Origin of the sequence: Microbacterium sp. TPU 3598 (assembly GCF_002356155.1) — a bacterium.
In the GTDB taxonomy this organism is placed as follows: domain Bacteria; phylum Actinomycetota; class Actinomycetes; order Actinomycetales; family Microbacteriaceae; genus Microbacterium; species Microbacterium maritypicum_A.
The window spans coordinates 1,329,357-1,348,897 of record NZ_AP017975.1 but is presented as its reverse complement, the minus strand read 5'-3'; the positions used below and the strand labels follow the sequence as shown (position 1 = coordinate 1,348,897).

The window sequence follows — 19,541 nt, the reverse complement described above, 5'->3', positions numbered from 1 at the left end:
CAATCAAACACATAACAAAGTCATTGTTGTTATGCGGTTCTCGACCGTACATCGAGAACCACTCAGTGGACGCGTAGCACCAACAAACGGTGTGTTATCAAGTCATCGGCTTATTAGTACCAGTCAGCTGCATGCATTACTGCACTTCCACATCTGGCCTATCAACCCAGTAGTCTGGCTGGGAGCCTCTCACCCGAAGGTATGGAAATCTCATCTTGAGGCCGGCTTCCCGCTTAGATGCTTTCAGCGGTTATCCATCCCGAACGTAGCTAATCAGCGGTGCTCCTGGCGGAACAACTGACACACCAGAGGTTCGTCCAACCCGGTCCTCTCGTACTAGGGTCAGATCCTCTCAAATTTCCTACGCGCGCAGCGGATAGGGACCGAACTGTCTCACGACGTTCTAAACCCAGCTCGCGTACCGCTTTAATGGGCGAACAGCCCAACCCTTGGGACCTACTCCAGCCCCAGGATGCGACGAGCCGACATCGAGGTGCCAAACCATGCCGTCGATATGGACTCTTGGGCAAGATCAGCCTGTTATCCCCGAGGTACCTTTTATCCGTTGAGCGACAGCGCTTCCACAAGCCACTGCCGGATCACTAGTCCCGACTTTCGTCCCTGCTCGACCTGTCAGTCTCACAGTCAAGCTCCCTTGTGCACTTACACTCGACACCTGATTGCCAACCAGGTTGAGGGAACCTTTGGGCGCCTCCGTTACTTTTTGGGAGGCAACCGCCCCAGTTAAACTACCCACCAGGCACTGTCCCTGAACCGGATTACGGTTCGAAGTTAGATATCCAGAGTGACCAGAGTGGTATTTCAACAATGACTCCACACGAACTAGCGTCCATGCTTCAAAGTCTCCCACCTATCCTACACAAGCCACACCGAACACCAATACCAAGCTGTAGTAAAGGTCACGGGGTCTTTCCGTCCTGCTGCGCGTAACGAGCATCTTTACTCGTAATGCAATTTCGCCGAGTTCGCGGTTGAGACAGTTGGGAAGTCGTTACGCCATTCGTGCAGGTCGGAACTTACCCGACAAGGAATTTCGCTACCTTAGGATGGTTATAGTTACCACCGCCGTTTACTGGGGCTTAAATTCTCAGCTTCGCCTTGCGGCTAACCGGTCCTCTTAACCTTCCAGCACCGGGCAGGCGTCAGTCCGTATACATCGTCTTGCGACTTGGCACGGACCTGTGTTTTTAGTAAACAGTCGCTACCCACTAGTCTCTGCGGCCTCCAAACGCTTTCGGGAGTAAATCCCTATACGCCGAAGGCCCCCCTTCTCCCGAAGTTACGGGGGCATTTTGCCGAGTTCCTTAACCACGATTCTCTCGATCTCCTTGGTATTCTCTACCTGACCACCTGAGTCGGTTTGGGGTACGGGCGGCTAGAACCTCGCGTCGATGCTTTTCTTGGCAGCATAGGATCACCCACTTTTTATCCGCATCGTGTCTCAGCCTATGTGAATCGCGGATTTGCCTACGACTCGGCCTACGCACTTGCACCAGGACAACCATCGCCTGGCTTGGGCTACCTTCCTGCGTCACACCTGTTAATACGCTAACCGCACCAGAATGGGGTCGTGCGCTAGGCCCAGAGCGTCACCCCGAAGGGATCAGTCACTGGGATTCAGACACTTAGCACTACTGGATTAGCTTGGGCGGTTCTTCGCCGGTACGGGAATATCAACCCGTTGTCCATCGACTACGCCTGTCGGCCTCGCCTTAGGTCCCGACTTACCCAGGGAAGATTAGCTTGACCCTGGAACCCTTGGTCTTTCGGAGGACGTGTTTCTCACACGTCATTCGCTACTCATGCCTGCATTCTCACTCGTGTAGCCTCCACGGCTGGTTTACACCGCCGCTTCGCTGGCCACACGACGCTCTCCTACCCATCAACACGGCTGGACCACGAAGGCCTACCAATAATGTCAATGCCACAACTTCGGTGGCGTGCTTGAGCCCCGTTACATTGTCGGCGCGGAATCACTTGACCAGTGAGCTATTACGCACTCTTTCAAGGGTGGCTGCTTCTAAGCCAACCTCCTGGTTGTCAAGGCAACTCCACATCCTTTCCCACTTAGCACGCGCTTTGGGACCTTAGTTGGTGGTCTGGGTTGTTTCCCTCTCGACTATGAAGCTTATCCCCCACAGTCTCACTGCTGCGCTCTCACTTACCGGCATTCGGAGTTTGGCTGACGTCAGTAACCTTGTAGGGCCCATCGGCCATCCAGTAGCTCTACCTCCGGCAAGAAACACGCAACGCTGCACCTAAATGCATTTCGGAGAGAACCAGCTATCACGAAGTTTGATTGGCCTTTCACCCCTATCCACAGCTCATCCCCTCAGTTTTCAACCTAAGTGGGTTCGGTCCTCCACGACGTCTTACCGTCGCTTCAACCTGGCCATGGATAGATCACTTCGCTTCGGGTCTAGGACATGCGACTGAATCGCCCTATTCAGACTCGCTTTCGCTACGGCTACCCCACACGGGTTAACCTCGCCACATATCGCTAACTCGCAGGCTCATTCTTCAAAAGGCACGCTGTCACCCCTACTAAGGAGGCTCCAACGGTTTGTAAGCAAACGGTTTCAGGTACTATTTCACTCCCCTCCCGGGGTACTTTTCACCTTTCCCTCACGGTACTTGTCCGCTATCGGTCATCTGGGAGTATTTAGGCTTATCAGGTGGTCCTGACAGATTCACACGGGATTTCACGGGCCCCGTGCTACTTGGGATACTCTTCGCGCCAAGAGAGGCATTTCGACTACGGGGTTGGCACCCTCTATGACCGGCCTTTCAAGACCGTTCGTCTATACCTTCTTGTAACGCCGCCACCTCGGCAGAGATGACTGAAAAGTCCCACAACCCCCAACGTGCAACGCCTGCCGGCTATCACACACGCTAGGTTTAGCCTGTTCCGGTTTCGCTCGCCACTACTAACGGAATCGCGGTTGCTTTCTCTTCCTGTGGGTACTGAGATGTTTCACTTCCCCACGTTCCCTCTACCCGCCCTATATATTCAGGCGGGAGTCACTAGGTCGGCACGCCGCCCAGCGGGGTTTCCCCATTCGGACACCCTCGGATCAAAACTTGCTTATCAGTTCCCCGAGGCTTATCGCAGATTGCTACGTCCTTCTTCGGCTCCAGATGCCAAGGCATCCACCGTTTGCTCTTAAAGACTTGAAATCACATGAGTTTGAATCAAAAACTCGACCCCATCCGAAGATGGAATCTGAAATTGACTAATGATCTTTAAGATCATCTTGTGCAACTGACCGAAGCCAGCTGCAAGATGCTCGCGTCCACTGTGTAGTTCTCAAAGTACGGGCGGTGCCCCTATCCACAACCCCACACGGGGGAAACAGAAAGAGGCCCAGAGGTTCAGACCAGATCCCGAAAGATCCGCATCCGGTCCCTCAGGACCCAACAGCGTGCAGGTGCGACATCCGCCACCCTCCCCGTTCCAACCACCGAAGTGGCGTACTAGAGAAGAACAACATCCTTCGCACCATGTCAAATGTTCCACCCATGAGCTCCCAGCGAGAAACGAACGTTCTCGATCTGGGTTCTGGACACCCGAAAGTGTCAGATGCTCCTTAGAAAGGAGGTGATCCAGCCGCACCTTCCGGTACGGCTACCTTGTTACGACTTAGTCCTAATTACCGATCCCACCTTCGACGGCTCCCTCCACAAGGGTTAGGCCACCGGCTTCAGGTGTTACCGACTTTCATGACTTGACGGGCGGTGTGTACAAGACCCGGGAACGTATTCACCGCAGCGTTGCTGATCTGCGATTACTAGCGACTCCGACTTCATGAGGTCGAGTTGCAGACCTCAATCCGAACTGGGACCGGCTTTTTGGGATTCGCTCCACCTCGCGGTATTGCAGCCCTTTGTACCGGCCATTGTAGCATGCGTGAAGCCCAAGACATAAGGGGCATGATGATTTGACGTCATCCCCACCTTCCTCCGAGTTGACCCCGGCAGTATCCCATGAGTTCCCACCATTACGTGCTGGCAACATAGAACGAGGGTTGCGCTCGTTGCGGGACTTAACCCAACATCTCACGACACGAGCTGACGACAACCATGCACCACCTGTTTACGAGTGTCCAAAGAGTTGACCATTTCTGGCCCGTTCTCGTATATGTCAAGCCTTGGTAAGGTTCTTCGCGTTGCATCGAATTAATCCGCATGCTCCGCCGCTTGTGCGGGTCCCCGTCAATTCCTTTGAGTTTTAGCCTTGCGGCCGTACTCCCCAGGCGGGGAACTTAATGCGTTAGCTGCGTCACGGAATCCGTGGAATGGACCCCACAACTAGTTCCCAACGTTTACGGGGTGGACTACCAGGGTATCTAAGCCTGTTTGCTCCCCACCCTTTCGCTCCTCAGCGTCAGTTACGGCCCAGAGATCTGCCTTCGCCATCGGTGTTCCTCCTGATATCTGCGCATTCCACCGCTACACCAGGAATTCCAATCTCCCCTACCGCACTCTAGTCTGCCCGTACCCACTGCAGGCCGGAGGTTGAGCCTCCGGATTTCACAGCAGACGCGACAAACCGCCTACGAGCTCTTTACGCCCAATAATTCCGGATAACGCTTGCGCCCTACGTATTACCGCGGCTGCTGGCACGTAGTTAGCCGGCGCTTTTTCTGCAGGTACCGTCACTTTCGCTTCTTCCCTGCTAAAAGAGGTTTACAACCCGAAGGCCGTCGTCCCTCACGCGGCGTTGCTGCATCAGGCTTGCGCCCATTGTGCAATATTCCCCACTGCTGCCTCCCGTAGGAGTCTGGGCCGTGTCTCAGTCCCAGTGTGGCCGGTCACCCTCTCAGGCCGGCTACCCGTCGACGCCTTGGTGAGCCATTACCTCACCAACAAGCTGATAGGCCGCGAGCCCATCCCCAACCGAAATTCTTTCCAGACGCAGACCATGCGGTCACGTCACATATCCAGTATTAGACGCCGTTTCCAGCGCTTATCCCAGAGTCAGGGGCAGGTTGCTCACGTGTTACTCACCCGTTCGCCACTGATCCCACAGAGCAAGCTCCGTGTTCACCGTTCGACTTGCATGTGTTAAGCACGCCGCCAGCGTTCATCCTGAGCCAGGATCAAACTCTCCGTAAAAAAGAAATGCATACCCCACCGGGAAAACGGTGACGCAGCGAGTTTGATGCTGACCAAAGAGACAAATTCATTGCTGACTTCATCCATTGCCAACCCCACAAGGAGGTTGGTCTTTGATCCAAAGGAATTCTCAACTAGCCGAAGCTAGACGAGGATAATTTGGCATTTGACAAGTGCACGCTGTTGAGTTCTCAAGGATCGGATGCTCCCACGACCCAGCCATCACAGCCAGGCCCGAAGGGCAACTTCTCTATCTTACCCACTCTCTCTTGCTTGTCAAATCGGCGCGCCGCGCGGATCGAAGATCCGCAGCGCAGCTGATGACAGCCGCAGAAGAGGTGGAGTCCCTATCCTAGACGCAAGCGCCTGATCTCTCAAGTGAGAGTGGATCGGGAGTGGTTCTCCGCTTGAGGGGGGTGAAGCTCTTGGCTCCTCCGCGTCCCTGTGGGGCGAACAAGTAATAAGTTACGTGGATCTCGGGGTTCTGGCAAATCGGGCCACACCACCCGGGCGTGTCGCTGGTGCTCTCTCCCATGTTTCCGCCGGATCAGGAGTAGTTTCCGCCCTCTGTGGGGGTCGGGAGTACGATCGCGCCATGCCTGCATCTGCGGATTTCCGCCCGGTCGTTCCCCCGCACGATGAAGCCTCGGGGAATGGTGACGCGGGCGCCGCGCTGCTCGATCGCGTGCGGCGTGAACTCGGGATCGACCGTGGCTCGACGGTGCTCCCGCCTCCCCCGACTGTCCCGCTTCCCTCCCGACTGGCCACCGGCACGCTGGCGTGGGCGAGCGTCAGCGCGGCGGTTCTCGCGGCTGGCTGTTCCCCAGTCTCGCTGGATCCGGCCCGCGTCGCCATCGCCTACCGGAGCGACCGCGTGCTCACGATCGATGGCGACGCTCCCCCGGTCTGGTCCCCGTACTCCGGGTTCTGGGAGACCACCGACGGATGGGTCCGCACGCACGGGAACTACCCGCATCACGCTGCCGCGCTGCGTGCGGGACTCCACCTGCGAGAAGACGCCGATCCGGCTGCCGTTCGTGTTGCACTCGCGGAGCGGAGGACAGCGACGGCCGTCTCCGACATCACATCCGCCGGCGGTCTGGCTGTTCCTGTCGCCGTCGAGAGGCCCGCCGTCGATCGGGCACTGCGCGAACGACCACTCCTCGAGGTCAGCCGGGTGGATGAGGAATCCGCCTCGCACCCCCGTCGATCGGAGCTCACGGCGACGTCACCCGGTTCCCTCCCCCTGAGCGGCATGCGCGTGCTCGATCTGACGCGCGTCATCGCGGGGCCGGTCTGCACGCGGACCCTCGCTCTTCTCGGCGCCGACGTCTTGCGCATCGATCCCCCGCATCTGCCGGAACCGGCGTGGCAGCATCTCGATACCGGCCACGGCAAACGATCCGCCATACTCGACGCACGCAGTGCCCGACTCCAGGAGTTGCTGGGCGAAGCCGATGCCGTGGTCCTCGGCTACCGACCGGCCGCTCTCGACAGACTCGGGCTGCATCCGGAGCTGCTCGCGCGCCGACACCCTGGGCTCATCGTCGCGCAACTCAGCGCCTGGGGTACGGAGAGTCCGAACCGCGCCGGCTTCGACAGCCTCGTGCAGGCCGAATCCGGCATCTCGCGCATCGAGTCCGCGGAAGGCGGGCGTCCAGGAGCGCTCCCGGCGCAGGCCCTCGATCACAGCGCCGGGTATCTTCTCGCCGCCGCGGTGACCACGCTGCTCAGGCGGCGGTCACGGGAGGGAGGGTCACGGATCGTGCGCACGTCACTGCGTCGCATCGCCGCGGAGCTGCTCGGGATGCCGCGCCGTGGAGACCCCGCAGCCGAGGTCGAGTTCGACGTTCGGCCGCACCTCGCGCGATTCGATGTCGACGGGAGCGCCCTCGTGACGGCGCGACCCGCTCTGCCGGGTTTCGAGTTCCGGGCCCCGCATCCCTGGGGATCGGATCAGCCCGTCTGGTGACGGCCGCGCACCGACAGCGCGACGCAGAGGACGAACGTGATCGCGCCCCACAGCGCACATGCCGGAGGAAGAACCCGGTAGGCGAGGTGCTGGACGGTGAACTCCGCGTCGAGCGGACCGAAGACGACGAGTCCACCGACCCAGGCGGAGAGCAGGATCACGGGAAGCGACACCCACCATGACACACGCAGCCAGGTGGGTACCGACTGCGTGATTGCGCGACGCGGAGCCTGCCGACGCAGCCACAGGAGCGCCCAGACACCGATGATGGCGAGGCCCACCAGGCTCGACCCGTGCTGAAGCCACTTGAAACCGGGGAGCGGACCCCACATCTCATCGAGCCCGGGAATCAGACCGACGCCCCATCGTCCCTCGTGCGTGAAGAGGTCCCACACGATGTGCGAGAGCACCCCGATCACGAGCGACGCGGCGAGCAGGACCGGATACGCGCGCTTCTGACCGATGCCGACCGCCGCTCGTGCTGCCGTGGCCCCGCGATCGGTCCAGTCCTCGGGCAGCCGCCGCGCCACCCACAGCGGACCGAGTTCGGGAACCGCCGGACGCAAGACGACCCGCCAGATCAGGAACAGTGCGAACGCGAGCAGCGCGGTCCACACGACGTTGCCGAACGTATGCGTGAACGAGTAGTTCAGTCCGACACCCCGCACGAACAGTGGCAGGTCAGGCGCCATCGCGCCGATCGCGATCGCCGCCGGCACCAGCGGCGTGCGGACGAACGGCAGCGCGACCAAAGCGTGACTGGCGGTGAACGGCATCCGACCCTGCTACCCGAAGACCTCTGCTGCCGACAGCCGGGGACTCAGCCGAGGAAGACGCCGGCGAGGGTCTTCTTGCCGCGGCGGAGCACGGAGACTCCTCCGGGAAGGGTGCCCTGGACCGCGGCTGTCTCGTCTTCGACCCGTTCGCCGTCGAGAGTGACGCCACCCTGCGTGATCGCACGCCTGGCTTCGGACAGGCTCGCCACCAGACCGGTCGACACCAAGACCTCGACCACCGGTGCACCGAGAGCGACCGTCGCGTTCGGAAGCTCCTCCAGAGCGGTGCGCAGCGTGTCGGCATCGAGCGCGGTCAGATCACCCTGCCCGAACAGTGCCTCGGACGCGGCGATCACGGCCGCAGTCGCCTCGACACCATGCACCGTCGCGACGACCTCGAGGGCGAGCCGCTTCTGCGCAGCCCGACGGAACGGCTCGGTCGCCACGAGTTCGGCATATTCCTCGATCTCGGCTCTGCCGAGGAAGGTGAACACCTTCAGGCGATCGATCACGTCGGCGTCGGTCGTGCTCAGCCAGAACTGGTACATCCGGTACGGGCTGCACATGTCGGCATCGAGCCAGATGGCATTGCCCTCGCTCTTGCCGAACTTGGTGCCGTCGCTGTTCGTGATGAGCGGCGTGCCGATGGCATGCACCGACGCTCCCTCGGCACGACGGATGAGGTCAGTACCACTGGTGAGATTGCCCCACTGATCCGAGCCGCCGGTCTGCAGCACGCAGTCGTACTGCCGGTACAGCTCGAGGAAGTCCATGCCCTGCAGGATCTGGTAGCTGAACTCGGTGTAGCTGATGCCCTCGTCGGAGTTCAGGCGCGCGGCGACCGCATCCTTCTTGAGCATCGTGCCGACACGGAAGTACTTGCCGATCTCGCGCAGGAAGTCGATCGCGCTCAGCGGGGCCGTCCAGTCGAGGTTGTTCACGATGCGGGCGGCGTTGTCGCCCTCGAAGCTGAGGTAGCGCTCGACCTGCGTGCGCAGGCGACCGACCCAGTCCTCGACCGTCTCCCGCGTGTTCAGCGTGCGCTCGGCCGTGGGGCGCGGATCTCCGATGAGTCCGGTCGAGCCGCCGACGAGGCCGAGGGGCTTGTGGCCGGCGAGCTGGATGCGGCGCAGCGTCAACAGCTGCACGAGGTTGCCCAGGTGCAGGCTGGGAGCCGTCGGATCGAACCCGCAGTAATACGTGATGGGGTCTCCCGCGAGCAGGGCGCGCAGCGCCTCCTGGTCGGTGGACACATGGACCAGACCACGCCACACGAGTTCGTCCCACACGTTCTCGAACGTGGGATCGATCGCCTGGGGTGCGGTCGTCAGAGCGGGAGTTGACACGCGCTCCAGGCTATCAGCGCAGCGCACCGGCGAAACGACTCACACCGGCCCGTCGAGAAGAGTGATCTCGTCCGCAGACAGAGAGATCGACGCGGCATCCATCGCGACGTCGAGCTGATCGACCATGCTGCCGCCGAGGATCGGGCGGATGCCGCGGGCCAGCTGCCAGGCCAGCACGATCTGCCCCCGTCCGACCCCTCGCGCCGCCGCGACCTCACCCAGCACCGCGAGCCGACCTGCGGTTCCGGGATGGTCGTACACCGGGGGCACGGGCTTCGCGGGATTGTCATAGGCCCCCGAGAGCAGGGGCGTGTACGCCCAGATCTCGAGCCCGTTCGCCAGGGCGAAGTCGCGCTGCTCATCGCTCAACACACCGAAAGGATGGGCGACCCCGGGGGGAAGCGTTCCCGGTCGTGTGCGCAGGTACGTGCTGTTCAACTGGAACGCGTCGATGGGAACGCTGCCGATGGAGCTGGCGTGCGCACGGGCGCGCTCGATGCGCCAGGCCGGGTGGTTCGAGGCACCGACGCGGCTCACAGTGCCGTCTGCGGTGAGCGCCGCGAGAGCGTCCACTGTCTCCTCGATCGCGACCGCCCGGTCCTCCTGGTGCAGCCACAGCAGGTCGATCCTGTCGACGCCCAGACGCGCGAGGCTCCCGTCGACAGCAGCGCGGATGGCTCGCGGGGAGAGCCCTGTCCGATGTTCGGGCCAGGACCCGGGCCACAGGGGTTCGGCACCGACCTTCGTCGAGATGCGTACCTGTGCTCGCGCCTGCGGTCGCGCCGCGAGCCAGCGTCCGAGTACCTCCTCGGAGGCTCCTCCCTGCCCCGTGTCGCTCACCCAGAAGCTGTAGCAGTCGGCGGTGTCGATCCAGATGCCGCCGCGCTCGACGAAGCGGTCGAGCAGTGCGAATGAGGTCTCCTCGTCGACGAGCGTGCCGAAGGACATCGCTCCGAGGACGAGCGGGGATGCAGAGGCGTTCCGGTTGGTCATGACCTCACTGTGCAACCTGGAGTGCGCTCCAGGTCAAGTCCTATGCTCGGGTCATGACCACGTACACCCCGGCGGAGGCTGCGGCACGCTCCGGATTCAGCATCGACACGCTCCGGTACTACGAGCGCGAGGGCATCCTGCCCGCCGTGTCCCGCACTGCGGGCGGACATCGGGCGTACACCGACACCGAGCTCGGACTTCTGGAGTTCCTCAAGTGCCTTCGCGAGACCGGCATGCCCGTGGAACGCCTGCGTCGCTACGGCCGGCTCTGCCAACGCGAGGACACCGTCCCCGAGCGGATAGCGCTCCTCGAGGAGCACGCCGCGACGGTCGAGAAGCAACTCGCCGACGTTCTCGCGCAGCAGCGGCGTCTGGCGGAGAAGCTGGACTGGTACCGGTCGAGAGGCTGAACTGCCTGCCGTCAGCTGTGCGCGGCCCACCACACGAGGAACGCGGCGCCGAGGGCGATCACCCAGCTCACCAGGCTGCCGACGAGGAAGTACTCCGCGCGGGCCCCGGTCTCGCCGTCGCGCGAGATCTCCGGGAACCGGACGATGCCCTTCGCCGCGAGCATCGCGGCCAGGATCGGATAGGCCGCAGCGAGAGTGAGGATCAGGACGAGGATGCGCTCCAGCGGTCCGATCAGTCGTCCGCCCTTGAATCCGCTGCGCGGATCTCGGGGCGCTGCCACCGGGAGCGTCGCCGACATCGCGACAGCATCCTCCGTGGCGTCGTCGGAGACACCATCGACCGTCTCGGAGGCCACCGGGGTCTCGGCGGCCGCGACAGTCCCCCTCGACGCGCTCGCTGCCGGGTCTGCCGGGTCCGCCGGGAGCCAGGTGTGCTCCCCGTCGAGCGCCGCACGCACCACGAGATTCGAAGACTCGAGGAGGAAGACCCCGGCCCCCAGCGCCAGCAGCGCGAGGTCGAAGGGGACCTCACCGAACGGCGATCGGAGGTGCCAGATCGCGCCGATCAGACCGGCGTCAGCACGGGCACCGAGCCCGACGACGGCGCCGACGCTCACGACCGCGAGCAGCACGGCGGGCCAGAACCCCAGCGGGGCGGGGCGTCCGGTGGGCATGCACCACACCCAGAGGGCACCGGCAACGATCGCGAGCACCATGGGAAGGAGCGCGTCGCTGACGCTGCCGAGCAGGAGCAGGATGACAGCGACGGAGAGATACCCGATCCAACGGCGCGGTGCGAACTGACGCACCAGGTCGGCGGCGCCGAGCGCCAGCAGGATGAATCCGGCGACGATCATGCGCGCTCGCCTCGGAGCGCGGCGACGCCCTCGATGAGTGCGGCCGTACCCGCTGTGCGCAGTGACTTCGAGACGCTGGGCTGTGTGATCCCCTCTTCGGTCGCGAGCTCCTGCTGCGATCGACCGAGCAGACGACCGTAGGTGAGCCGTCGTTCCCGCTCGCTCATCGCGCCGACCACCTCGTCGCGGACGAGGAGATAGGCGTTCGATGCGGCGATCGTGCTCTCCATGACCTCATCCTGCCCCGGGGCTCCGACAATCCAGGATCTCGTGCGCGGCACGGCGCGACCCTCACGGGCGTGCACGGTCTCGATCGCCGCGCGGGCCGCATACCACCCCGGTCCGTCGGCGAGCTCGCGATGGACCGACTCGACAGGACGCACCTCCCCCACACCGATGCCGAAGCGGAAGGCGATGCCGTCGGGCAATCGCAGCTGGATCATCAGCAGCGACACCATCGCGTCGCTCAGATCGCGGTAGACACCCTGCTGCTCGTCTCCTACGGTGGGCGTGAGCGGCTGCGTCGCCAGCGGGAGGTCGACCTCCACCGCGGCTATGGTGTCGTCGAGGACGCGTTGCGCGGCGGTGCGATCGTCGAGTCGGCGAGACCCCACGATGTCAGCGAGTACCGCGATGACCATGGCATAACCATAACACGAATAGCCCTCGACTTATGCGCTTATCGGTTATATCTTGAGAACATGCCTGAATCGCACATGATCCCCTGGTCTCAGGGAACCTGGACCAACGCCCCCGCCTCCCCGTCCACCCTCCCCGACGGTTCGGCTCCGCTCGACATCACCGCCGTGGAAGGCAGCGATGCCTGGCGGCACACCGCCTACGGCTTCGTGCACGATAACGAGCACGCTCTCCTCGCCCCGCTCGCGGTGGGCGAGGCCATGGAGGTCGCTTTCCGGGCCCCGTGGGACGGGCAGTTCGACCAGGCGGGCGTGTTCGTGCGCATCGACGACGAGCACTGGGTCAAGACCGGCCTGGAATACGCCGATGATCACCTCGGGCTCGGCGCCGTGGTCACCGCGGGAGGCTCCGACTGGTCGGTCGGCCACGTCGACGAATGGTTCGAGAGCGAGATCACGGTGCGTGTCAGCCGCTGGGCGGACTCCGTGATCGTGCGTGCCCGCGCCGACGACGGACCATGGCGACTGGTGCGGGTCGCGCCGTTCGACGGGCAGTCCGCAGCTGCAGCCGGCCCCTTCCTCGCGGCGCCCACCCGGGCCGGACTCACCGTCCGCTTCACCCGCTGGGAGCGGTCGGCGGCCGACGCCGAGCTGCACTGAACCGCCGCGGACCGGCCGCCGACGCCTTCGGCTAGAGGCCGAGGGCGTGGGCGGCGGCCTGCGCGCGCGAGACCAGCTCGGCACGCTGCTCCGCGACCCGCACAGGGGCGGTCCCCCCGGCGCCGGTGCGCGATGCGACCGAACCCTCGATCGTCAGGACTTCGCGCACCTCGGGCACGAGATGCGGCGACACCGACAGCAGCAGCTCGTCGGAGGCATCCTCCAGCCCGATCCCCTGCTCCTCGCACGCACGCACGAGCGCACCCGAGATCTCATGGGCATCACGGAAGGGCACCCGGCGCTTCACGAGCCATTCCGCGACATCCGTCGCGAGAGAGAAGCCCTGCGGAGCCAGAGCTGCCATCCGTTCGGTATCGAAACGCAGCGTCGCGATCATGCCCGCGAAGGCGGGGAGCACCACCTCGAGGGTCTGAACCGAGTCGAACACGGGCTCCTTGTCCTCCTGCAGATCGCGGTTGTACGCGAGCGGAAGGCCCTTGAGCGTGGCCAGCAGACCGGAGAGGTTGCCGATGAGGCGACCCGACTTGCCGCGAGCGAGCTCGGCGATGTCGGGATTCTTCTTCTGCGGCATGATGCTCGAACCCGTGGAGTAGCCATCGTCGAGCGTGACGAAACCGAACTCGCGGGTGTTCCAGAGGATGATCTCCTCGGAGAGACGCGAGATGTCGACCCCGGTCATCGCCGTGATGAACGCGAACTCCGCCACGACGTCGCGGGCCGCGGTGCCGTCGAGGGAGTTCTCGGCCGGGCGGTCCAGACCCAGCTCCGTCGCCACGAGCGTCGGATCGAGACCGAGCGTGGAACCGGCCAGCGCTCCCCCGCCGTACGGTGAGACGCCGGCACGACGCCGCCAGTCCACGAGGCGTTCGAGTTCGCGCACCAGCGGCCAACCGTGGGCCTGCAGGTGATGGGCGAGCAGCACCGGCTGCGCATGCTGCAGGTGCGTGCGTCCGGGCAGGATCGCGGCGGGATGTGCTTCGGCCTGGGCCACCAGCGCGTCGACCACCCGCAGGATGTCACGGGCGATCACCCGCGCATGATCGATCAGGTACATGCGCACGAGGGTGGCGATCTGGTCGTTGCGGCTGCGACCGGCGCGCAGGCGCCCGCCCAGCTCCGGCCCGAGCTCGGCGATCAACGCCTGCTCGAGCGCACCGTGCACGTCCTCGTCGGTCGGCACCGGTCGCAGCGTGCCGTCGGCGACCTTGCGCGCCACGGCATCCAGCCCCTCGTGCATCCGTCGTGCCTCGTCGGGTTCGAGGTATCCGGCAGCTTCGAGCGCCGTGGCATGTGCATGCGAGCCGGCGATGTCGTACGGCGCGAGGATCCAGTCGAAGTGCGTGGAACGGCTCAGCTCGACCAGTTCCGGCGACGGGCCCGTGGCGAAGCGGGCACCCCAGAGCGCGCCCTCGTTGGTGCCTTCGTGTGTCGGTTCGCTCATCACGCGTCCTTCTTGCCGAGGAGCCAGACCAGGAGGGCCTTCTGCGCGTGCAGACGGTTCTCCGCCTCATCCCAGACCACGCTCTGCGGCCCGTCGATCACGCTGGAGTCGACCTCATAGCCGCGATCGGCAGGGAGGCAGTGGATGAAGATCGCCTCGGGGTCGGCGAGCGTCATCGTCTCGGGGGTGACCTTGTAGCCGCCGAGATCGCGGATGCGTGCGAGCTTCTCCTCCTCCTTGCCCATCGAGACCCATGTATCGGTCACCACGACGTCGGCACCGGCGGCAGCCTCGACCGGGTCGGTGTAGAGCGTGATCGAGCCACCGGTCTCGGCGGCGCGGCGATCCGCGGCCTCGATGACATCCGCGCGGGGCGCGTAGTCCTCCGGCGACGCGATGCGCACGTGCATGCCCGCCGTCACACCGGCGAGGGCGTACGAGTGCGCCATGTTGCTCTGTCCGTCGCCGAGGAACGTGAGCGTGAGCCCCTTCAGATCTCCCTTGTGCTCGCGGATCGTCAGCAGATCGGCGAGCAGCTGGCACGGGTGGAAGTCGTCGGAGAGCGCGTTGATGACGGGCACCCTCGTGCCTTCGGCCATCTCTTCGAGCCCCGACTGCGCATAGGTGCGCCACACGATGGCCGCGACCTGGCGCTCGAGGACGCGCGCGGTGTCGGACGGCGTCTCTTTGCCCCCGAGCTGGCTGCTCGCGGTCGAGATGATCAGCGGCGAGCCGCCGAGGTCGGCGATGCCCACCGCGAACGAGACACGGGTGCGCGTGGAGGACTTGTCGAAGATGACCGCGACCGTCTGAGGACCGGCCAGGCTCTTGTCGGCCCAGCGGTCCTTCTTCAGTTCGATGGCGAGGTCGAGGATCTCCGCCTGCTCGGCGGGGGTCAGGTCATCGTCACGCAGCAGGTGGCGGGTCATGCGGATACCTTTCCGGCTACAGAGGCCTGGACGTCGGCGAGAGCGGCCGTGAACAGCTCGCGGAACTCGGCGAGTTCGGCGTCGCCGATGGTGAGAGCGGGCGCGATGCGCACCGTCTCGGGGTTGGCGGCGTTGACGATGAGACCGCGCTCCTGTGCGGCCGCGACGACGGCACCGGCCACCGGAGCGGTGAGCGCGACGCCCACGAGCAGACCACGTCCGCGCACGCCCTCGACCAGTGGGGAGTCGATCCCGAGGAGGATCTCGCGCAGCTCCGCGCCGCGACGGGCCGCGTTCTCCACCAGGCCGGCGCTCTCGATCTCGGCGAGCACGGCGTCGGCGACAGCGGTCGCCAGGGGGTTGCCCCCGAACGTCGAGCCGTGCGACCCCGGGGTGAACAGCGCGCTGGCGCTGCCGTAGGTGACCAGCGCGCCGATCGGGAAACCGCCGCCGATCCCCTTCGCGAGCGTGATCGCATCGGGAATGATGCCCTCGTGGCTGAACCCGAACCACTCACCGGTGCGGCCTGCTCCGGTCTGGATCTCGTCGACGATCAGGAGCGCGCCGTGCGCGAGGGTCAGCGAGCGGGCGGCGGCGAGGTAGCCCTCCGGCAGCTCGACCACTCCGGCCTCGCCCTGGATCGGCTCGACGATGATCGCGGCGACGCGGTCGTCCATCGCCGCTTCCAACGCCTCGATCGTGGCGGGGATGTGCTCGACGCCCGCGGGCATCGGCTCGAACGGCGCGCGCATCGATGCCTTCGCGGTGAGAGCGAGCGAGCCCATGGTGCGTCCGTGGAAGCCGTTCTCGAGCGCGAGGATGCGCGGACGCTCGGTGCCCCCGTGCAGCCGGGCGAGCTTGAAAGCGGCCTCGTTGGCCTCGGCACCCGAGTTCGAGAAGAACACCCGCCCGTCGATACCGGCACCCGCGAGACGCTTGATGCGTGCGGCGAGTGCGAGCTGGGGCGGGGTGGCGAAGTAGTTCGACACGTGCGCGAGTGTGGCCGCCTGCGTCGAGACGGCCTCGACGAAGGCCGGGTGCGCGTGCCCGAGGGAGGTCACCGCGATGCCGGCGAGGAAGTCGAGGTGGCGTCGACCGTCGGCATCCCACAGGTACGAGCCCTCACCGCGGACCAGCAGCGCGAGCCGCTCCCCCGCATTGAGCACGAGATCGCGTGCCGCGTCGTCCTGCCAGACGGTCATCCCGTCACCTCCGACTTTCCCAGGACCACTTCGGTCCCGATTCCCTTGCTGGTGAACAGTTCGACGAGCACCGAATGCGGCACCCGTCCGTCGATGATCGCGGCCGCGTCCACGCCGCCTTCGACCGCGTCGAGGCAGGCGCGCATCTTGGGGATCATCCCCGACTCGAGCTTCGGCAGCATCTCGATGAGGGCCTCCGAGGTCAGGTGCGAGACGAGGGAGTCGCGGTTCGGCCAGTCGGCGTAGAGCCCCGGCACATCCGTGAGGATCACGAGTTTGCGCGCATGCAAGGACACCGCGAGAGCCGCGGCGGCGGCATCGGCGTTGACGTTGAGCGACTGGCCGGGATGATCGAGATCAGGCGCGATGCTCGACACCACCGGGATGCGCCCGGCGGCGAGATGGTCGAGCACGGGAGTCGGATCGACTTCGACGACATCGCCGACGCGACCGAGGTCGACCTCTTCGCCGTCGATCATGACACCGCGACGGCGCCCGCCGAAGAGTCCGGCGTCCTCCCCGCTGAGGCCGGTCGCGATCGGGCCGTGCGAGTTGATCTTGGACACCAGCTGCGGATTGACCTGACCGGTGAGCACCATGCGCACGACGCTGATCGCCTCGGTGTTGGTGACCCGGTAGCCGCCCTTGAACTCGCTGGGGATCTCGAGCCGCTGCAGCATGTTCGAGATCTGCGGGCCGCCGCCGTGCACGACGACCGGCAGCACGCCGACGTAACGGAGGTAGGCGATGTCCTGCGCGAAGGCGTCCTGCAGCTCCTCCGACACCATCGCGTTCCCGCCGTACTTGATGACGACGATCTGGTCGCGGAACTTCTTCAGCCACGGCAGCGACTCGATGAGGGTCGTGGCCTTCTGTGCGGCGACTTCGGCCGGGGTGTCCTGGATGTCGGTCATGAGGCGTAGGCGCTGTTCTCGTGCACGTAGTCGTGGGTGAGGTCGTTCGTGAGCACGGTCGCCGTCGACTCGCCGACCTTGAGGTCGATCACGAGGTGCGTGGCGCGCGGCGTGAGGTCGACCTCTTCACGGGGACGGTCGGGGCCGCCCGCCGTGCAGACGCGGACGCCGTTCATCCAGACGTCGACGTCGTAGGGATCGAACTGCGCGTTCGTGGTGCCGATCGCGGCGAGCACACGACCCCAGTTCGGGTCGTTGCCGAAGATGGCGGCCTTGAAGAGGTTGTTGCGGGCGACCGACCGGCCGACCTCGACGGCGTCCTGCTCGGAGACCGCGTGCTGCACCTCGATCGTGATGTCGTGACTCGCGCCCTCGGCATCGCCCTGCAGCTTGACCGCGAGCTCTTGGCACAGCTCGATCAGCGCGGCGGCGAAGTTGTCGAGGTCAGGCACGACCTCGGAGGCGCCGTTGGCGAGGAGGGTGACCTGATCGTTCGTCGACATGCAGCCGTCGGAGTCGAGCCGGTCGAAGGTCCGCCCGGTCGCACGGCGCAGCACGTCATCGGCCTGGAGCGGCTCGAGGACGGCGTCGGTCGTGATCACGACCAGCATCGTGGCGAGGCCCGGCGCGAGCATTCCTGCTCCCTTCGCCATGCCGCCGATCGTCCAGCCGTCGCGGCTGACCACGGCGGTCTTCGCGACGGTGTCGGTGGTCATGATGGCGTGCGCCGCGCTCTCTCCGCCATCAGCGCTGAGCTCGGCGATCGCCTGCTCCGTGCCGGCGAGCACACGCGCACGGAACGTCTCGTCTCCTGTGCCGATGAGACCGGTGGAGCAGATCAGCACGTCGCCGGCGCTGACGCCGAGGAGCTCGGCCGCCTTCTCAGCCGTCTGATGCGTCGTCTGGAATCCGAAAGCGCCGGTGAAGCAGTTCGCCCCGCCGGAGTTGAGCACGACGGCCTCGACCACCCGGTCGGCGACGGCCTGCTGCGACCAGATGATCGGGTTGGCCTTGGCGCGGTTGCTCGTGAAGACGGCGGCGCCGACCTTGCGCGGTCCGCGGTTGACGACGACGGCGACATCGGGCTTGCCGGTGGACTTGAGTCCTGCGGCCACGCCGGCCGCCTCGAAACCTGCGGGGGCGGTGACGCTCACGGCGCGACTCCGTTCACTGAGAGGGCGCGGGCCTCGGGAAGCCCCAGCGCGATGTTCATGGATTGGATGGCAGCGCCGGCGGTGCCCTTGACGAGGTTGTCGACCGCGGTGACCACGGTCACCCGGTTCGCGGCGCGATCGATCGCGAGCCCGATCAGCGCGGTGTTGGCGCCGAGCACGTCGGCCGTGCGCGGGAAGCGTCCCTCCGGCAGCAGCTGCACGAAGGTCTCGTCGCCGTAGGCGCTCTGCCAGGCGTCGCGGATCTGCGCATCGGTCACGCCGTCGGCGATCCGTGCGGTCGACGTGGCGAGGATTCCGCGCGACATGGGCACCAGCACCGGAGTGAAGGAGATACGGATGCCGTCGGCGTCGATACCCGATGCCGCGGCGAGCGCCTGACGGATCTCCGGTATGTGCCGGTGGGTTCCCCCGACCGCATACGGGTTCGCGGTGCCGAGGATCTCGCTGCCGAGAAGGTTCGTCTTGAGGCTCTTCCCCGCACCGGACGGACCGACCGCCAGCACCGAGACGATGTCCGAGGGGTCGATCACGCCGGCGGCGACGCCCGGCGCGAGGCTGAGACTCACCGTCGAGGCGTTGCAGCCGGGAGCCGCGATGCGCGTCGCGGCGCGGAGGTGCTCGCGTTGCTTGACCCCGTCGATCAGGAGCTCGGGGACGCCGTATGTCCAGGGCTCGTGGAACGCACCGCCGTAGAACGCCTCCCACGCGGATGCCGACGTGAGCCGATGGTCGGCTCCGGCATCGATCACGAGGGGAGCCGCACCGAGCGCATCGGTGTACTGCCCCGACTGCCCGTGCGGGAGTGCGAGGAACACGATGTCGTGGCCGGAGAGGATCTCCGGCGTCGTGTCCTGCAGGGTGAGGTGTGCCAGAGAACGCAGATGCGGCTGGTGGTCGACGAGAGGCTGCCCGGCGTTCGAGTGCGCCGTGACGGTGCGGATCTCCATGTCGGGATGATCGGCCAGGAGACGGAGGATCTCGCCGCCTGCGTAGCCGGATGCGCCGGAGACGGCGACGGAATACGTCATGCTTCTACCTTAACGGTCGGGTCCTTCCTCGAAGGGAGGACCG

14 protein-coding genes and 2 rRNA genes are annotated in these 19,541 nt (G+C 64.9%); 3 read left to right on the top strand and 13 right to left on the bottom strand.

Annotated features, from left to right (window positions below; all coding sequences use genetic code 11):
* Positions 1–93: 93 nt before the first annotated feature.
* Positions 94–3,198 (bottom strand): 23S ribosomal RNA (locus tag MST3598_RS06330).
* 414 nt (positions 3,199–3,612) lie between these two features.
* Positions 3,613–5,136, bottom strand: a 16S ribosomal RNA gene (locus MST3598_RS06325).
* The 16S and 23S rRNA genes sit together here, the layout of an rRNA operon.
* Positions 5,137–5,731: 595 nt before the next feature.
* Here MST3598_RS06325 and MST3598_RS06320 point away from each other — a divergent pair.
* Positions 5,732–7,108 (top strand): CoA transferase, encoded by a 1,377-nt coding sequence (locus MST3598_RS06320; RefSeq protein WP_081860204.1) that lies wholly within the window; start codon positions 5,732–5,734, stop codon positions 7,106–7,108.
* Here the strand turns inward: MST3598_RS06320 and MST3598_RS06315 are convergent.
* From MST3598_RS06315 to MST3598_RS06305, 3 genes are read right to left on the bottom strand one after another with little or no spacing between them, the layout of a single operon-like run.
* On the bottom strand, positions 7,093–7,884 hold the full coding sequence (locus tag MST3598_RS06315; protein ID WP_029260627.1) for a DUF4184 family protein: 792 nt from the start codon (positions 7,882–7,884) through the stop codon (positions 7,093–7,095). The genes MST3598_RS06320 and MST3598_RS06315 overlap by 16 nt on opposite strands.
* Before the next feature lie 44 nt (positions 7,885–7,928).
* The gene (gene tyrS / locus MST3598_RS06310; protein ID WP_029260626.1) at positions 7,929–9,230 is read right to left on the bottom strand and encodes a tyrosine--tRNA ligase; all 1,302 of its coding nucleotides are present in this window, start codon (positions 9,228–9,230) and stop codon (positions 7,929–7,931) included.
* 39 nt (positions 9,231–9,269) lie between these two features.
* Entirely contained in the window at positions 9,270–10,223 is a 954-nt protein-coding gene (locus MST3598_RS06305; protein ID WP_029260625.1) for an aldo/keto reductase, read from the bottom strand.
* Positions 10,224–10,276: 53 nt separating this feature from the next.
* Between MST3598_RS06305 and MST3598_RS06300 the strand changes: the two genes are divergently transcribed.
* Positions 10,277–10,633, top strand: a complete 357-nt coding sequence (locus MST3598_RS06300) for a MerR family transcriptional regulator (RefSeq protein ID WP_021199747.1) — start codon at positions 10,277–10,279, stop codon at positions 10,631–10,633.
* A gap of 11 nt (positions 10,634–10,644) precedes the next feature.
* Here the strand turns inward: MST3598_RS06300 and MST3598_RS06295 are convergent, their stop codons facing one another.
* Entirely contained in the window at positions 10,645–11,490 is an 846-nt protein-coding gene (locus MST3598_RS06295; protein WP_029260624.1) for a hypothetical protein, read from the bottom strand.
* A complete protein-coding gene (locus tag MST3598_RS06290; protein WP_029260623.1) occupies positions 11,487–12,131 on the bottom strand; it encodes a SatD family protein in 645 nt (214 codons plus the stop codon). The genes MST3598_RS06295 and MST3598_RS06290 overlap by 4 nt, the downstream gene beginning before the upstream one ends.
* A 60-nt stretch (positions 12,132–12,191) precedes the next feature.
* Between MST3598_RS06290 and MST3598_RS06285 the strand changes: the two genes are divergently transcribed.
* Entirely contained in the window at positions 12,192–12,788 is a 597-nt protein-coding gene (locus tag MST3598_RS06285; protein ID WP_029260622.1) for a DUF1349 domain-containing protein, read from the top strand.
* Positions 12,789–12,819: 31 nt separating this feature from the next.
* Here MST3598_RS06285 and argH read toward each other — a convergent pair whose 3' ends face one another.
* Genes argH through argC form a run of 6 tightly spaced genes read right to left on the bottom strand, consistent with a single transcriptional unit; the run spans position 12,820 to position 19,498 of the window.
* Positions 12,820–14,250, bottom strand: a complete 1,431-nt coding sequence (gene argH, locus MST3598_RS06280) for an argininosuccinate lyase (RefSeq protein WP_029260621.1) — start codon at positions 14,248–14,250, stop codon at positions 12,820–12,822.
* Complete coding sequence (argF, locus tag MST3598_RS06275; protein ID WP_021199752.1) at positions 14,250–15,179, bottom strand: ornithine carbamoyltransferase; 930 nt, start codon at positions 15,177–15,179, stop codon at positions 14,250–14,252. The genes argH and argF overlap by 1 nt, the downstream gene beginning before the upstream one ends.
* Complete coding sequence (locus tag MST3598_RS06270; protein WP_021199753.1) at positions 15,176–16,381, bottom strand: acetylornithine transaminase; 1,206 nt, start codon at positions 16,379–16,381, stop codon at positions 15,176–15,178. Before MST3598_RS06270 ends, argF begins: the two co-directional genes overlap by 4 nt.
* Entirely contained in the window at positions 16,378–17,295 is a 918-nt protein-coding gene (gene argB / locus MST3598_RS06265) for an acetylglutamate kinase (RefSeq protein ID WP_029260620.1), read from the bottom strand. Before argB ends, MST3598_RS06270 begins: the two co-directional genes overlap by 4 nt.
* A complete protein-coding gene (gene argJ / locus MST3598_RS06260; RefSeq protein WP_096359488.1) occupies positions 17,292–18,449 on the bottom strand; it encodes a bifunctional glutamate N-acetyltransferase/amino-acid acetyltransferase ArgJ in 1,158 nt (385 codons plus the stop codon). The genes argB and argJ overlap by 4 nt, the downstream gene beginning before the upstream one ends.
* Positions 18,446–19,498, bottom strand: a complete 1,053-nt coding sequence (gene argC, locus MST3598_RS06255; RefSeq protein ID WP_029260618.1) for an N-acetyl-gamma-glutamyl-phosphate reductase — start codon at positions 19,496–19,498, stop codon at positions 18,446–18,448. Before argC ends, argJ begins: the two co-directional genes overlap by 4 nt.
* Positions 19,499–19,541: the final 43 nt, after the last annotated feature.

Bases quoted from the DNA above. Each gene is read 5' to 3' on its own strand.
- MST3598_RS06320 (WP_081860204.1), top strand. From the start codon at position 5,732: ATGCCTGCATCTGCGGATTTCCGCCCGGTCGTTCCCCCGCACGATGAA.
- MST3598_RS06315 (WP_029260627.1), bottom strand. From the start codon at position 7,884: ATGCCGTTCACCGCCAGTCACGCTTTGGTCGCGCTGCCGTTCGTCCGC.
- MST3598_RS06305 (WP_029260625.1), bottom strand. From the start codon at position 10,223: ATGACCAACCGGAACGCCTCTGCATCCCCGCTCGTCCTCGGAGCGATG.
- MST3598_RS06300 (WP_021199747.1), top strand. From the start codon at position 10,277: ATGACCACGTACACCCCGGCGGAGGCTGCGGCACGCTCCGGATTCAGC.
- MST3598_RS06295 (WP_029260624.1), bottom strand. From the start codon at position 11,490: ATGATCGTCGCCGGATTCATCCTGCTGGCGCTCGGCGCCGCCGACCTG.
- MST3598_RS06290 (WP_029260623.1), bottom strand. From the start codon at position 12,131: ATGGTCATCGCGGTACTCGCTGACATCGTGGGGTCTCGCCGACTCGAC.
- MST3598_RS06285 (WP_029260622.1), top strand. From the start codon at position 12,192: ATGCCTGAATCGCACATGATCCCCTGGTCTCAGGGAACCTGGACCAAC.
- argH (WP_029260621.1), bottom strand. From the start codon at position 14,250: ATGAGCGAACCGACACACGAAGGCACCAACGAGGGCGCGCTCTGGGGT.
- argF (WP_021199752.1), bottom strand. From the start codon at position 15,179: ATGACCCGCCACCTGCTGCGTGACGATGACCTGACCCCCGCCGAGCAG.
- MST3598_RS06270 (WP_021199753.1), bottom strand. From the start codon at position 16,381: ATGACCGTCTGGCAGGACGACGCGGCACGCGATCTCGTGCTCAATGCG.
- argB (WP_029260620.1), bottom strand. From the start codon at position 17,295: ATGACCGACATCCAGGACACCCCGGCCGAAGTCGCCGCACAGAAGGCC.
- argC (WP_029260618.1), bottom strand. From the start codon at position 19,498: ATGACGTATTCCGTCGCCGTCTCCGGCGCATCCGGCTACGCAGGCGGC.